The sequence below is a fragment of the Rossellomorea marisflavi genome, from assembly GCF_022170785.1.
Lineage (GTDB): Bacteria > Bacillota > Bacilli > Bacillales > Bacillaceae_B > Rossellomorea > Rossellomorea marisflavi_B.
The window spans coordinates 1,900,295-1,915,683 of sequence record NZ_CP081870.1 but is presented as its reverse complement, the minus strand read 5'-3'; the positions used below and the strand labels follow the sequence as shown (position 1 = coordinate 1,915,683).

17 protein-coding genes are annotated in these 15,389 nt (G+C 48.3%); all 17 read right to left on the bottom strand.

Going from position 1 to position 15,389, the window contains the following annotated elements; genetic code table 11:
- Position 1 precedes the first annotated feature (1 nt).
- Genes K6T23_RS10140 through K6T23_RS10060 form a run of 17 tightly spaced genes read right to left on the bottom strand, consistent with a single transcriptional unit; the run spans position 2 to position 15,387 of the window.
- Positions 2 to 442 (bottom strand): chemotaxis protein CheW, encoded by a 441-nt coding sequence (locus K6T23_RS10140; RefSeq protein ID WP_056537127.1) that lies wholly within the window; start codon positions 440 to 442, stop codon positions 2 to 4.
- 13 nt (positions 443 to 455) lie between these two features.
- Positions 456 to 2,498 carry a chemotaxis protein CheA gene (locus K6T23_RS10135; protein ID WP_238284262.1) on the bottom strand — a complete coding sequence of 681 codons (2,043 nt, stop codon included), beginning with the start codon at positions 2,496 to 2,498 and terminating at the stop codon, positions 456 to 458.
- A 15-nt stretch (positions 2,499 to 2,513) separates the two neighbouring features.
- Positions 2,514 to 3,560, bottom strand: coding sequence for a protein-glutamate methylesterase/protein-glutamine glutaminase (locus K6T23_RS10130; RefSeq protein WP_273546616.1), 1,047 nt, complete (start codon positions 3,558 to 3,560; stop codon positions 2,514 to 2,516).
- Positions 3,547 to 4,401 (bottom strand): MinD/ParA family protein, encoded by an 855-nt coding sequence (locus K6T23_RS10125; protein WP_238284260.1) that lies wholly within the window; start codon positions 4,399 to 4,401, stop codon positions 3,547 to 3,549. Before K6T23_RS10125 ends, K6T23_RS10130 begins: the two co-directional genes overlap by 14 nt.
- A complete protein-coding gene (gene flhF / locus K6T23_RS10120) occupies positions 4,398 to 5,468 on the bottom strand; it encodes a flagellar biosynthesis GTPase FlhF (RefSeq protein ID WP_238284259.1) in 1,071 nt (356 codons plus the stop codon). The genes K6T23_RS10125 and flhF overlap by 4 nt, the downstream gene beginning before the upstream one ends.
- Complete coding sequence (gene flhA, locus K6T23_RS10115; RefSeq protein ID WP_056537138.1) at positions 5,465 to 7,501, bottom strand: flagellar biosynthesis protein FlhA; 2,037 nt, start codon at positions 7,499 to 7,501, stop codon at positions 5,465 to 5,467. The genes flhF and flhA overlap by 4 nt, the downstream gene beginning before the upstream one ends.
- 5 nt (positions 7,502 to 7,506) lie before the next feature.
- On the bottom strand, positions 7,507 to 8,604 hold the full coding sequence (flhB, locus tag K6T23_RS10110) for a flagellar biosynthesis protein FlhB (RefSeq protein WP_238284258.1): 1,098 nt from the start codon (positions 8,602 to 8,604) through the stop codon (positions 7,507 to 7,509).
- Between the two features lies 1 nt (position 8,605).
- Positions 8,606 to 9,382: a flagellar biosynthetic protein FliR gene (gene fliR, locus K6T23_RS10105; RefSeq protein ID WP_053427287.1), complete on the bottom strand. Its 777-nt coding sequence runs from the start codon at positions 9,380 to 9,382 to the stop codon at positions 8,606 to 8,608.
- A gap of 4 nt (positions 9,383 to 9,386) precedes the next feature.
- Positions 9,387 to 9,656 (bottom strand): flagellar biosynthesis protein FliQ, encoded by a 270-nt coding sequence (gene fliQ, locus K6T23_RS10100; RefSeq protein WP_056537141.1) that lies wholly within the window; start codon positions 9,654 to 9,656, stop codon positions 9,387 to 9,389.
- A gap of 13 nt (positions 9,657 to 9,669) precedes the next feature.
- Positions 9,670 to 10,335, bottom strand: coding sequence for a flagellar type III secretion system pore protein FliP (fliP, locus tag K6T23_RS10095; RefSeq protein WP_053427288.1), 666 nt, complete (start codon positions 10,333 to 10,335; stop codon positions 9,670 to 9,672).
- On the bottom strand, positions 10,328 to 10,927 hold the full coding sequence (locus tag K6T23_RS10090; RefSeq protein ID WP_238284257.1) for a flagellar biosynthetic protein FliO: 600 nt from the start codon (positions 10,925 to 10,927) through the stop codon (positions 10,328 to 10,330). Before K6T23_RS10090 ends, fliP begins: the two co-directional genes overlap by 8 nt.
- Positions 10,928 to 10,953: 26 nt before the next feature.
- Positions 10,954 to 11,316: a response regulator gene (locus K6T23_RS10085; RefSeq protein WP_048004044.1), complete on the bottom strand. Its 363-nt coding sequence runs from the start codon at positions 11,314 to 11,316 to the stop codon at positions 10,954 to 10,956.
- A 24-nt stretch (positions 11,317 to 11,340) separates the two neighbouring features.
- Positions 11,341 to 12,450, bottom strand: a complete 1,110-nt coding sequence (fliY, locus tag K6T23_RS10080) for a flagellar motor switch phosphatase FliY (protein WP_056537158.1) — start codon at positions 12,448 to 12,450, stop codon at positions 11,341 to 11,343.
- Positions 12,443 to 13,438: a flagellar motor switch protein FliM gene (fliM, locus tag K6T23_RS10075; protein WP_238284256.1), complete on the bottom strand. Its 996-nt coding sequence runs from the start codon at positions 13,436 to 13,438 to the stop codon at positions 12,443 to 12,445. Before fliM ends, fliY begins: the two co-directional genes overlap by 8 nt.
- A gap of 36 nt (positions 13,439 to 13,474) precedes the next feature.
- Positions 13,475 to 13,900, bottom strand: coding sequence for a flagellar basal body-associated protein FliL (gene fliL, locus K6T23_RS10070; RefSeq protein ID WP_056537162.1), 426 nt, complete (start codon positions 13,898 to 13,900; stop codon positions 13,475 to 13,477).
- Positions 13,890 to 14,111, bottom strand: a complete 222-nt coding sequence (locus K6T23_RS10065) for a flagellar FlbD family protein (RefSeq protein ID WP_056537165.1) — start codon at positions 14,109 to 14,111, stop codon at positions 13,890 to 13,892. Before K6T23_RS10065 ends, fliL begins: the two co-directional genes overlap by 11 nt.
- Before the next feature lie 49 nt (positions 14,112 to 14,160).
- On the bottom strand, positions 14,161 to 15,387 hold the full coding sequence (locus K6T23_RS10060; protein WP_238284255.1) for a flagellar hook protein FlgE: 1,227 nt from the start codon (positions 15,385 to 15,387) through the stop codon (positions 14,161 to 14,163).
- Positions 15,388 to 15,389 lie beyond the last annotated feature (2 nt).

Below are 15,389 nucleotides of genomic sequence, written 5' to 3'. Positions count from 1 at the left end.
GTCAGAGTGCCTGAAGGACCTTATCCAAGTGAAGTAGTATCAAGAGCCTCTTATCCAACTTCACCACGCCGGCCACATAATCTGCTTCCTGGACACCTGCCACATCTGGAGAATCCTCGATATCTTCAGTGTGAACATCAAGGACATCGTTTGCAGCATCGACAATGAGCCCGACCTCCTTATCATCGAGAATCACCATGATGACGCGCGTATGTTCCGTATCCTGAATGGACGACAGTCCGAAGCGAACACGCAGATCGACGATGGGTGTCACTACACCCCTGAGATTGATGACTCCCTTTACGTAGTCAGGTGTTTTCGGTACCCGGGTGATGTGCTCCAATTTTTCAATGGAGCGGACATTTTCCACTTCCAATGCATATTCCTTATCATGAAGCTGAAACACGATGAGTTTGGTTTGTTCTGTCATGACATCGGTCATAGAGCCGACCTCCTTAATTGATTAATGCGTTGCAATCGATAATCAAAGCCACTTGCCCATCTCCGAGAATCGTAGCTCCGGAAATGGCAAAGATATCGTTTAGATAATGACCGAGTGATTTCAGTACGACCTCCTGCTGTCCGATGAATGAATCGACCACCAACGCAGCCGTCTTCTCTCCCTTGCGCACGAGTACGATGGAATATTGATCAGCTTCATCCTCTTCAGAAGGGACTTCGAACACTTCTTCGAGGAATAAGAGCGGAACGACCTTGCCCCTGAAGTCGATGACTTTTTGATTGTGCGCATGGAGGACATCTTCTTTTTTGATGATGGCCGTTTCGATTATGGATGACAGTGGAATAGCATACTTTTCAGACTTCACATCGACGAGCATTACGGCGATGATTGACAGCGTAAGAGGCAGCTGGATGGAAAATCTTGATCCCTCTCCACCAGTCGAATCAATCGTGATGGAACCTCCAAGTGATTCGATCGTAGATCTTACAACATCCAAGCCCACTCCACGTCCGGAAATATCCGATAATTTTTCCGCAGTTGAGAATCCAGACGATAGGATCAGCTCATAAATTTGACGGTCAGAAAGCGTCAGTGCCTGCTCAGAAGAGACAATGCCTTTATCGATCGCTTTTTGTAGGACTCTTTCTTTATTGATTCCAGCCCCATCATCTTCCAGTTCGATGAACACATGATTTCCGCTGTGATAGGCTTTCAGTTTGACTGTTCCGAAAGGCTCTTTTCCGTGTTTCGTTCTGACTTCTGGTGTCTCGATTCCGTGATCAATGGCATTCCGGATCAAGTGGACGAGTGGATCGCCGATTTCATCGATGACCGTGCGATCGAGCTCCGTCTCTGCTCCTTCGATTTCCAGTTCGATCTGCTTGTCAAGGTCCTTGGCGAGCTGGCGTACCATTCGGGGGAACCGGTTGAATACGGTCTCCACCGGAACCATCCTCATGTTCAGGATGATGGATTGCAAATCGCCGGAAATCCTCGTCATCCGTTCAACCGTTTCATTCAGTTCCGGATTATCAAATTGTTTGGAGATTTCCTCAAGCCTTCCACGGTCGATGACCAGTTCCTCGAATAGATTCATGAGGATATCGAGCCTGTCGATGTTGACTCTGATTGTCTTTGAGGAAGGTGCTGCCTTCTTCACGTTTTCTGCACTCTCTTCCTTTGAATGGGGATCCGGCTCGCCTGAAAGATCCTGCTGGATTTTCTCTGTAACAGGTTTCACGATGTTTTCTTCAGCGCTTCGGAAACTTCCCGATTCGATAGGAGAAATGCTCACCCTCTCGATTTCAGACACCTTTTCAACTTTCCCGCCAATGCTTTCAGCCGTTTCCATCGTGAGGATCGAGACCGTGAAATCCCGATCGAACCGCTCTTCTTCCAGTTGATCCACCGGAGGATCTGACTTGATCACTTCCCCGTCTTTCTCAAGGAGCTCGAATACCATATATACGCGAGCAGCCTTCAGAAGGCAGTCCTCTCGAAGGGACACCGAGATTTCATAGCATTTAAAACCTTGTTCGATCGCTTCCTCGATCACAGTCTGTTCATATGCTTCATATGTAAGTCGTGCGGAAAGGGCTGTTGCTGTTGCTGTTGCTGTTGCAGCCACTTCCTGTTTTGCTGCAGTCACCGGGGTTTCTCCACTCTCGATTTCCTGCAATAAACGGACCACATTGGAGACATCCCGCTTGCCATCTCCGCCGTCGGCAATGGAAAGTACCATTGCTTCCAGATCATCCACGGCCTGAAAAACAACATCCAATACCCCGGGTGTCACGGCCAGCACACCGTTTCTTATCCCGTCCAGAACGTTTTCCATCTTATGAGTGAGATTCGCCAGATCATCGTACCCCATCGTTGCGGCCATTCCCTTTAGTGTATGAGCTGCACGGAAAATCTCATTGACAATCGAAAGATCATTCGGATGCTTCTCCAGTGCCAGCAATTGTTCGTTGCACGCCTGAAGATTTTCTTTGCTTTCTTCTATAAATATTTCCAGGTATTGACTCATCTCCATCAGCTTTACACTCCCTTACCTCAAATAATTCAGGATGGAATGAGAAATCTCTCCCAGTTCCACCGATTGATCCACATACCCGCCTGCCACGGCAGCCTTAGGCATTCCATACACGATACAGGTTTCTTCCGCTTCTGCGATGACTCTTGCCCTTCCCATTCTTTTCAAGGAGGCTAGTCCTTTCGTTCCATCAGAACCCATGCCCGTCATAATGACCGCAATGGTGTTCTGATGGCCAAGGGCGGCAATGGATCCAAATAATACATCAACGGAAGGCCGGTGCCCGTTTACAGGCTCTCCCCCATCAAGATGGGCAAAAAGGTCGTCTCCCTTGGAAACGATTTTGAGATGTTGCCCGCCCGGGGCGATATATGCCGTCCCCTTTTTCAGCTTCTCTCCTTGCTCTGCTTCCTTAATGGTGATGTCACTCAGACCGTCAAGCCTGGTAGCAAGTGACTTCGTGAATCCCGGGGGCATATGTTGCACGATGACGATTGGAGCCGGGATGGCACGCGGCAGTTCCCCAAGGACCTTTTGGAGAGCCCGCGGTCCCCCCGTAGAGGTCCCGATGGCAATCAGGGCGTTTTTGGCAGACAGCCCTTTAAGCTTCGGGCCTTCAACGGGACTGATACGGCTCTTCTCTGGCACCAATTTCCCTATATTCACCTTGCTCGCTTCAATGACCTTACTGACTATATCGGATTGCACTTTATACAAATCAAGGGAAATCGTGCCCGAAGGCTTGGCAAGAAAATCCACAGCCCCGATGCTCATGGCTTTCACGGTTTCATCCGCGCCTTCTTTCGTCGTAGAAGAGAGCATCACAACGGGGACTGGATGTTCATCCATGATGACCTTGAGTGCTTCCAGCCCGTTCATGACGGGCATTTCGATATCCAATGTCACTACATCTGGCCGCAGCCTTTTGATCTTCTTGATGGCATCCTCCCCGTTGCGGGCGGTACCGATGACTTCAATCGAACTTTCGGACCGGAGATAGTCGCTGATGAGCTTCCTCATGAACGCAGAATCATCCACCACCAACACGTTAATCAACAGCATCCACCCCTTTGAAAAACTTTCGGAATCCTTCTATAAAAGAAGACTTCTTCACCTGTGCACCCGCAGGGATCAGACAATCGAGCACGTCCATGAGACTTTTCGATACGGCGGAAGAAGGATATCCGATGACCAGGGGCACCTGATTGATCACGGCTTTTCGTACAGTAGGATCTTCAGGGAGGAATCCGAGGTCAGATACTTCCTTCAAGAGGAACTTTCCGACTGTATGTTTAAGCCTGAGCAGTGTTTCCCTTCCTTCTCTTTTCGTCGCGGCGCGATTGCATATAATCGAAATCTCCTTCGATCGGTCTTTAAGGAAAATATACTTCATCATGGAATATACATCGGTCATGGCCGTTGGCTCAGGTGTGGTCACGGCAATGATTTCATCGACAGACAGCAGGAATTCAATGGTCGCACTCGTTGCCCCGGCGCCCATATCGAATAAAATATAATCATAATGCCGCATGAGCTCTTTCAAGCCTTCGAAGAATCGTTCCATCCGTTCACCGTGCCATTCCACCAGGTCTTTCAATCCATTGCCCCCGGAGATATAGGAAATACCGTGCACGTCTTTACATACCACATCGTGAATCGTCTTATGTCCATCTTCTATATAATCCATCACGGAGTACTTCCTGTGGCTACCCAGGAGAAGATGCACATTCCCCATGCCGATATCCATATCGAATAGAAGGACCCGATTCCCTCTTTTCGCCATAAGGATGGCCAGGTTCGTCGTGATATTAGACTTCCCGACTCCACCCTTGCCGCTCACGACGGCAAAGGTCCTCGCACTCTCATTCATCCTTTGTCTGAGTTTATGTGCCTGATCACTCATGGACGGATCCCTTTCATCAGTAGCCGTGCAATGTCTTTGGCCAAGAGTGGTTCAATGTCTTCAGGAACATCCTGCCCTGTCGTCACATATGCGGCACCGATCCCCGTCTCAAGGATAAGGTTGAAAATTGCCCCCATACTCGATGTTTCATCCAGTTTGGTAAATATGAACCGGTCGATCTTCATAGACGAGAACGCTGTGGCGATCTCCCTCATATCTTCTTCCTTGCTGGTGAGCGAGAGAACGAGGTATGATTCCATATCGGTACTGAAGTCAATCAGGTTATGAAGTTCCGTCACATAATTTTCTTCCCGGTAGTTCCGGCCTGCCGTATCGATGAAGAGATGATCGTAGTCCCGGAACTTCTCAATCGCAGCACTGTAATCATCTGCCTTATAGATCACTTCAACCGGAACGTTCAGCAGGGAGGCATAGGTTTTCAACTGTTCGATCGCAGCGATTCGGTAAGTATCGGTCGTCAGGAAAGCAACTTTCTTCCTTTTCTCGATCACGGCTTCTGCCGCCAATTTCGCAAGGGTCGTGGTCTTTCCTACCCCGGTCGGTCCCATGAGATTGATATATTTATGAGTGAAGGTCATCCCACCCATGGGTACAGTATCCAAACGCTCGCTTAGGAAAGCTTCTGTGCTTTCGATGTAGGTTTCTTCAGGAAGCCGCTGAAGCCGGTTCCCGAGCTCCAACAGATATTCTTCCTTCATCCCCTGTTTTTTTAAGGAATCAAGGATATCCGATACAGGAGAAGGGAAATGGTCCGTCATCGATGAGGACAATGCTGCGATCATGCCTTTCAGTTCACCAAGCTGCTGATTGATGACCGGGTGGGGCGTGGGATCCTGAATTCTTTCCATTTTTACGTGATCCTCCGTCTCCGTGTGATCGGGATCGAGAGCAGCAATGACCTCCACGCCTCTTTTCTTGAATAAACCGAGGATGCCCCCTGAATGAATCTGTTTCGAATGAAGAATCACTGCATCTGATCCAAGATCCTTTCGAACCTTCGCCATGGCATCATTCATTGAATCGGCTCTGTATTTTTTGACCATCATGAGATATTCACCACCCCTAGACTTTGTACTTCGACGTTTGCTTCGAGCTCATTATACGAAAGGATCGGAACGTGCGGGAAGTAACGCTCGGTCATTTGTCTGACGTACATACGGACAGCCGGGGAACAGAGAATGACCGGTGATTCTTCCATGAGGGAAACCTGTTCGACCTGAGATGCCACACTTTCAAGAATCTCTTGTGAGTCACCGGGATCAAGGGACAGGAAGTTTCCATGCTCGGTCTGTTGAATACTGTCGGCAATTTTCTTTTCGACCTTCCCTGAAACGGTCACAACCTTAAGCATGGCATCACCGCCTGCATACTGGCTTGTGATCTGTCTAGCCAGGGCTTGTCTTACATACTCTGCCAACAAATCGGTATCGGAGCTCATTTTTCCGTAATCGGCGAGGGTCTCGAAGATCACCGGTAGATTCCTGATTGAAACATGTTCCTTCAATAATTTGGCCAGCACTTTTTGTATCTCACCTATGGAAAGTGGATTCGGTGTTACTTCCTCCACCAGGATCGGATAGGATTCCTTCAGATGATCGATCAGCTGCTTTGTTTCCTGCCTTCCAAGAAGATCATGTGCGTTCGTCTTGATGATTTCCGTTAAATGCGTGGAAACGACAGAAGGCGGGTCGACCACCGTATAGCCGAAGATTTCGGCCTGTTCCTTCATTTCTTCGGAGATCCATTTGGCCGGGAGTCCGAATGACGGTTCAATCGTATCAATTCCTTCAACTGATCCATCATCGATCCCTGGACTCATGGCGAGATAGTGATCGAGAAGAAGTTCACCCTTTGCCATTTCATTTCCTTTGATCTTCAGACGGTACTCATTCGGCTGAAGCTGGATATTATCCCTGATTCTCACAACCGGGATCACGAGGCCCATTTCGATGGCAAGCTGCCTCCTGATCATGACGATGCGGTCAAGGAGGTCCCCTCCTTGATTGGAATCTGCAAGGGGAATGAGCCCGTACCCAAATTCGAATTCGATTGGGTCTACATTCAACAGGTTTACAACACTCTCGGGACTTTTCATTTCTTCATGTTCCATCTCTTCTTCGAGCTCCATCAGATCGGATTCATCCTCCTTTGGTGCTCTCGAGACCATGTAGCCGCCAAGTGCAAGGGCGGCTGCTATGGGCACCGTAACGAGGAATGAAATTGGTGTGAACACACCGAGTAAAAAGATCGTTGAGGCCGCCACATAAAGCATGACCGGGTAAGCCAAGAGCTGATTCATGATATCCTGCCCGAGGTTCCCTTCAGAGGCAGCACGTGTAACGACGATTCCTGTTGCCGTTGAAATCAATAGGGCCGGAATTTGACTAACGATTCCATCACCGACGGTCAAAAGTGAGAATTTTGTGGCAGCATCTGCGATGGGAAGACCCATCTGGGTCATCCCGATGATGATCCCCATGATCAGATTGATCATGACGATGACGATTCCGGCAATGGCATCCCCTTTGACGAACTTGGATGCTCCGTCCATGGCTCCGTAGAAGTCTGCCTCCCTCCCGACTTTTTCACGCCGGGTTCGGGCATCTTGTTCAGATATCATCCCGGCATTCAGATCGGCATCGATGCTCATCTGTTTTCCTGGCATCGCGTCAAGGGTGAAACGGGCAGCCACTTCGGATACACGCTCTGATCCCTTTGTAATGACAATGAACTGAATCACGATCAAGATGACGAATACCACGAGGCCCACCAGGACATTTCCTCCGACCACAAACGTTCCAAATGTTTCCACAACGCCTCCTGCTTCCCCTTTACTAAGGATCGACCTCGTTGTGGAAACATTTAGACCTAGTCTGAACAGCGTCAGTAGCAACAGAAGCGACGGGAATATCGAGAATTGCAATGGTTCATTCATATTCATGGAGATCAGGAGCACAAGGAGGGCAAGTGAAATATTGATAATGATCAATACGCTCAGCAGCCACCCCGGAAATGGGATGATCAGCATGGCGACGATCAAGATGACACTTGCTAAAACGGATAGATCTCTTGCTGGCATAGTTCTCACTCCTTATGTAGGGCATGTGTTTTTTTGGTTTTGTATACGTACGCAAGGATTTCTGCCACAGCCTTAAAAAATTCTTCCGGGACAGCATCCCCTATATCAGCTGCATCATAGAGGGCTCTTGCAAGCGGTCGATTTTCAATGGTGACAACATCATGCTCACTTGCGATGAATTTGATTTTTTGCGCCAGGAAGTCAACACCCTTTGCCACAACGAAAGGAGCGTCCATTTTCGTTTCATCGTACTTAAGGGCGATGGCAAAATGCGTCGGATTCGTGATGATGACGTCCGCCTGGGGAACCTCCTGCATCATCCTTCGCATGGCCATTTCCCGCTGTCTCTGCTTGATTTTCGACTTGATCAGCGGATCGCCTTCGATGTTTTTATGTTCATCCTTCAGATCCTGCTTTGACATCCTGATATTCTTCTCGAAGTCATATCTTTGATAGAGGAAATCGAACAGAGAAAGGAACAGGAGCGCAATCGAGGCTGCGATACCCATCTGGACGGTAAGCTTTCCCATTGTGAGCAACGAATCACCGACTGATTTAAATGAAAGGCTCAGTACCTTATCGATATTGATCCAGAGGATCACGAATGTAATGGTTCCCACGAAACCGATCTTGAGGATCGATTTTACGAGCTCAACGATCGCCCTCAGGGAAAAGATCCGTTTAAATCCCTTAATCGGATCGATCTTTTCCAACTTTGGTTGGATCGGCTCAACCGTGAACATCACTCCCACCTGGATATAGTTCGCCACAAGTCCGGCAAGCAATGCGACAAGCATGATGGGGCCGAGAAGCAAAGCGAGCTCTTTCATTATATCCAGGGTGATTACACGAATGCTTTTCTCCGTCAGGTCCATGAGCATGTACTCCTGAAACGTCTGATGGAACAGATCGAATACAACATCTCCAAGGAAGGATGCCCCGAAAAGCATAAACATGAATACCGACAGGAGGATGATCGCCGTATTCACATCCTGACTCTTAGCGGTCTGCCCTTTCTTGCGTGCATCGTCCCTTTTTTTCGGTGTTGCCTTCTCGGTCTTCTCCCCACTGAAAAACTGCAGGTCCAGTTTCAAAAGCTTCAATTTATGTGCCTCCAATGATGTTCATTAAGTCCCTCATGGTGACGAGCATCATCCCGAACAACTTTTGCATCACGGCAAACATGACGCCCATGACAATGAAGAGAATGATAAACGAAACCGCAATCTTGATCGGGAATCCGACTACAAAAATGTTGAGCTGCGGGACGGTACGTGCCACGATCCCCAACGCCACATCGACAAGGAAAAGTGTGGCAACAACGGGAATCGACATTTGAAAGGCGACGATGAACATGGAATTGAATGCCTTCAGAACGTAATCCACCATATCTTCGTTGCCGAAGGGGATCCACGCCTGATCGATGGGTATGAGCTTATAGCTGTAAAAGATCCCATCGAGCAAGAGATGATGACCGTTCAATGTCAACAACAGCAACAGGGCGAATGTATAGAGGTATTGCCCCATGAGCGGACTTTGAGCACCCGTCTGAGGGTCAATCACATTCGCGATGGCAAACCCCATCTGAAAATCAATCAATCCCCCGGCAATCTGCACGGCGGATAGGATCATATAGGCGATAAATCCGATCAGGAGGCCGACAAGGGCTTCCTTCATAATCAACAGGATGTATTCACCGTTGATATCAAACGCCGAAGCTTCCACGGAATAATACATCACCCATGAAATGACAGCAGAAAACGCGATTCGATGCTGAGCAGGTATGGTTCTATAGGAAAACAGGGGCATGGTAATAAAAAAAGATGAAACCCTGACAAATATCAATAAATATACCGATAATAACGGGACAAGCTGCTCCATGCCCTTAGCCTACGAACCTGGTTAAATCTGAAAATATCTGTGATGTATAGGTCAACATCTTTGTCAGCATCCAGGGACCGAAAAAGATGATCCCCAGGAGCACGGCCACAATCTTCGGTATGAAGGCAAGCGTCTGCTCCTGTATCTGCGTCGTTGCTTGGAAAATACTCACGATCAGCCCCACGACCAGTGCCAATAATAGCAATGGTCCAGAGACGATCAAGGTCGTATAAATCCCTCTTTCAGCCAAGGAAATTACGGATTCTACACTCAATTGCTTCACCTTCTTAAAAACTTTGTAGGAGAGATTTCACGACCAGATACCACCCGTCTACAAGTACGAAGAGGAGAATCTTGAACGGAAGGGAAATCATCACCGGTGGGAGCATCATCATACCCATGGACATAAGGATGCTCGCGACCACCATATCGATCACCAGAAACGGTATGAAGATCATGAACCCGATCTGAAAGGCGGTCTTGATTTCACTCAGTGCGAAAGCTGGTACCAGGGACGTAAGAGGAATCTCTTCGATCGACTCGGGTTGCTCAGCACCTGAATAGTTCAAAAACAACTCCAGGTCCTTTTGCCGGGTGTGGCCGCTCATGAATTCCTTGAATGGCACCGATGCCCGGTCATACGCCTGCTCCAAGTTGATCTCTTCATTGAATAACGGTGTCAAAGCGTCTTTATTCACCTGTTGGAACGTCGGAGCCATGATGAAGAAGGTCAAGAAAAGCGAAAGACCGATCAACACCTGATTCGGGGGCATCTGCTGGGTCGCAAGGGACGTCCTCACAAATGAAAGCACGATGATGATCCTGGTAAAACACGTCATGAGGATCAGAATGCTCGGTGCAAGGGACAGCACGGTAAACAATAAGAGAAGTTTTACGCTGGTGGAGACATTATCTGCTGAACTCGTATTGAAGAACTCCATGAATTCATTCATCTGACTGATCCCTCTTCTTCTTCCACTCACCAAGCATCGTCTTTCGTCCCCGCTTCATTTCTTCCAGCTGTTCTTTCAAATGGGCTTGAAACGATCCTGTCCCTTTTGGGGTTGTGAATTTAGATACCCAGTTTGCGGGAGAGACTGATTTGTCTTCATAAAAAGAGAGGATTTTCTCTTTTTGAGAGGGATCCTCTACCTCTTTTAACAACTGGATGTTCTCTCCGACCCCGACCACGAGGATCTCATCCCCCACTTTTATGAGCTGTACGGAACAATTACCTCCCAGGGTGGTCCCCCCAAGGTTATGGATCAATTTTGATTGTTGATACGATTTCCCTTTTTGATTGATGAACTTCAATAGGCCGTAGATCAATGCGATGACAAACAGCAAGGCACCGACCATTTTGACGTAATCCACGAATGTAACAGACGTATCGCCTGCCAGATTCCCGGGTGTTTCATCGGATTGATTGCATTTATCCGGATTCTCGATGCAAAATTTCGTGCTATCCTCCACCGCAAGGGCCGTATGCCCCCAGATGGCCACAAGGGCCATCATGATGCATAGGGTTACTAATAGTTTTCTCACTGCATGCACACCTTCTTAAATCACCTTTAGCTCAATGCTTTTTGGATTGCTTCGATTACACGGTCTGCCTGGAACGGTTTGACAATGAAGTCCTTTGCCCCCGCCTGGATAGCATCAATGACCATGGCCTGTTGACCCATGGCCGAGCACATGATGATTTTAGCGCCGGGATCACTCGCTTTGATTTCTTTCAACGCGGCGATACCGTCTTTTTCAGGCATGGTGATATCCATCGTCACAAGATCAGGCTTCAACTCTTTATACTTGTCAACTGCCTGGGACCCATCTGCTGCTTCTCCCACTACGTCAAAACCATTTTTTGTTAAAATATCCTTGATCATCATTCGCATGAATGCTGCATCATCTACAATAAGAATTTTATTAGCCATTCTGGTCTACCTCCATCATTCTTTTTACTTTAATCGCTTTAGACGATCGCTTTGGCTGACGATATCAGTGATCCTCACGCCGAAGTTCTCATCGATGACTACGACCTCGCCTTTGGCCATGAGCTGGCTGTTGACGAGGATATCAACCGGTTCTCCTGCAAGCTTATCAAGTTCAATGATGGAACCCGATGACAGCTCAAGGATTTCCTTGACAGATCTGTTCGTCCTTCCGAGCTCGACTGTCACCTGCAGCGGGATATCCAAAAGCATATTCAGGTTCTGGGCTTCATGAGCTCCGAGCTGCGGTGATTCAAAATCTGCAAATGAAGCAGGCTGAACGTTCACGCTCGGCTCCTCCACCCTCGGCGCTTCCACTGTCTGGGCTGCTGCCACTTCTCTTTCTGCCTGATACGGTTCCTCGATTGGTACAGAGGGAGTATGTATGTCCACTTCTTCTGGAGCCATAAGCTCATCCACGAGACTTTTGGCGAATTTCAAAGGAAGGAGCTGCATGATGCTCGAATCGATCAGTTCTCCGATCTTAAGGGCAAACGATACCTTCACGAGCAAATCTTCTTCAGGAAGATTTTCCTTTCCTTCTCCTTTCGGGATAAACATGAGATTGATGGAAGGTGGTGAAATGTCCACCTTTTTCCTGAACACCGTCGACATGGACGTGGCTGCGGAACCCATCATCTGGTTCATCGCCTCCTGCACAGCACTCAATTGAATCTCTCCGAGGTCTTGTGACGGGGAAATGCCATCACCACCAAGCATCAGATCCGCGATGATCGAAGCATCGGACTGTCTGATGACGAGCAGATTGGCGCCAGAGAATCCTTCGGTGTACTGTACTTGAATCGCAACATAAGGATGCGGGAATTCTTCTTCAAGCAGGTTGCGGTCTACAATCGATACCTTCGGGGTTGTGATTTCCACTTTTTGATTCAAAAGAGTGGATAGTGCTGTTGCTGAACTTCCGAAAGAGATGTTCCCGATTTCCCCCAATGCATCGACTTCTACCGTGGAAATGTGGTCATCGGTCCGGATCTCAGGTTTTTCATTCGTTTCATCGGATTCGGCAGAGCCCCTTAGCAACGCATCAATTTCATCCTGTGATAGCATGTCACTCATCACCGTCTCCTCCTTTCAATGTTTCCAAAATTTGTACAGCCAGTTTTTTCTTGGAGCGGCCAGGTTGTGCAATGAATTTAGGCACATTCCCGACGCAGACGGTCAAGGGATCTCCTATGCCGGTACCCAGATCAAGGACATCGCCGACTCCCATGGATAGGAAGTCCTCGATGGTGACCTCCGTCTTCCCGAGCTGGGCGACAACGGGCACCATCGCCTTCTTGATGCCCTCACGGAGTTGGGTCACATCAGTAGAGCTGCTTTCTTTCCGCTTGCTCTCCATCCAGTAGCTTCCTGAGAGTTTCGGCAAGATCGGTTCAAGGACGACATGAGGGATGCAGATATTGATCATCCCGCTTGTTTCTGCAATCGTCGTGTTCAACGAAATGACCACCACCGTTTCATTCGGGGAGACCATCTGCAGGAACTGGGGATTCACTTCGAACTCATCGAAGACAGGATCAACGTCTACGACAGTACTCCAGGCTTCCCTCAAGCTCTCGAAGGCTTTTTCGAAGAGCTGGCTCATGATGCTTGTCTCGATTTCCGTGAGATTCTCCACCTTGTTGATGGACACTCCTTTTCCACCCATGACGCGGTCCATCATCGAGTAAGCAATATTGGGATTGATCTCGATGAGGATTCGCCCATCGAGTGGAGGCAGTTCATACACATTCAATATCGTCATCTTCGGGACAGACCGTATGAACTCCTCATATGGAATCTGATCGGCCGATGCAACATTGATATGGACGTAGGTCCTTAACTGTGCAGAGAAGTAAGTAGTCAGTATTCGTGCGAAGTTTTCATGTATCCTTGTCAAACTCCTGATTTGATCCTTGGAAAAACGGAGTGCCCGTTTAAAATCATAGACCTTTACTTTTCTCTCTTCTTCTTCTTTTTTAAAATCATCCGCACTCATTTCCCCGGTATTGATCGCGGAAAGGAGGGCATCGATTTCACTTTGTGATAAGATTTCATTGGCCAAATTCATTCACCTCCCTACCAATCAAAACAGGTATCCCTATTGGATCATCATCGATGTAATATAAACTTTTTCGACGGATCCTTCCTGCATAAGGGAGTCGACTCTTTTACGAATGGTTGTTTCGATCAGTTCTTTGCCTTTCTTGCCTTTCAGATCGCTTGCATTCAGCTCGGATAGCTCCTCGATGATGATATTATTCACCATGAAGTCCCGCTGCTGTAATTCCTCTTTTGCCTTCTTTCCATCGGTCTGGATCTTGAATGAGATACGAATGAAATCATTGCTCGACAGATTGGTCGTCAGCTCCGGTACATCAACCGAGTAAGAAAGCACCTCTTCAATGCTCGGCTCCTTGGCTTCTGCTTTCGGTGACATCTGCTTCACGACCACCCAGCCTACAGCCCCCAGAAGGACACACGTGACGACAATGACCATGGTGATGGTGACGGCTTTACTCTTCATCGTTCATCCCTCCCTTGTGTCCATTCCCGAGGAGCTGGACACGTCGATAAAATTCTGTTGAGAGGGCTTGCACCTCCACCACCGATTCCTTGACCACATATCGTCTACCATTTGTGAGAAGAATGGCCGTGTCTGGGAAGGATTCAATGGTTTCAATGTATAATGCATTGATCGTGAGCGCTTTGCCGTTCAACCTAGTTAACGTAATCATATTATGTGACCGAGGGGAACCTCAGCCCTTCCCTCCTTATGTCAGACGATTATCGTTTCAGGTTTACAAGTTCCTGAAGGATTTCATCCGAAGTGGTGATGATTCTTGTGTTAGCCTGGAAACCACGTTGTGCCGTGATCATTTCCGTGAATTCTTCGGAAAGATCGACGTTGGACATTTCCAGTGCCCCTGCCTGAAGCATCCCGCGACCTTCCCCCGGTACACCGGTATTCGGAAGCCCGGAGTTATTCGAAGCCTGGAACAGATTGCCCCCTGCTTTCATCAGTCCCCCCGGATTCGAGAATGTTGCGACCGCGAGCTGACTCAGAACCCTTACTTCACCGTTCGAGAATACGCCGTTCACTTCACCGGATGACCCGATATTGAAGCTTTCCAGGTAGCCTTCTGCATTTCCATCCACCGTGTCGGTATTGGCGGAAGATGAGCTGTCGAACTGGGTGATCTTGGAGAAATCGAGCTCGATCGGCTGGGTAGGATTCGCTCCTGTCGTATTATTGAGTGAGATGTTGGAAGATGTAGGGTTCGTCAGCTTTCCTTGATTATCGAATGTGAAGGACCTGGTCGTACCTGTCGCGACGGTCACACCAGGTGTAAGGCTCGAAATGGCTACATCCCATTGGTTATTGACACCGGTCTTCGTCATCGTGATCTTCAGGCTCACATCCTTGCCGAGTGAATCTTTCACCTTTGTTTCTGCTTCAACCGTGGTACCTGTTGCAGCACTCGCTTTTAAATTACCGTTATACGTGGCAAGTGAGGATGCTTGAGGAGCCATCGTTGCATTGGTATCCACCTTGATATTAGTTGCTCCACTTCGGTTAACTACACCCTGAGCATTGACGGGATAGCCTTGTACGAGGTTACCCTGTGCCGTGACGAGACTTCCGTTCGAATCAAGATAGAAGTTCCCTGAACGGGTATACATCGTGTTATTACCGGTCTTGACCACGAAGAACCCATCTCCCGAGATGGCGACATCAAGGTCCCTTGCCGTCGTTTGAAGGCTCCCTTGGGTTTGGATCGAGTCAATGGTTGCAAGGGACGTACCAAGGCCCACCTGCTTGGCATTTTGACCACCACGGTCATTTGTAGCACGACTGGCACCGGAAACCGTCTGGCTCATAAGATCCTGGAAGGTTACCCTGCCTTTTTTGTAGCCGAACGTATTGACATTGGCGATATTATTACCGATTACATCCAGTTTCGTTTGGAAATTCTTCATTCCGCTGATACCTGAGTACATTGAGCGTAACATGT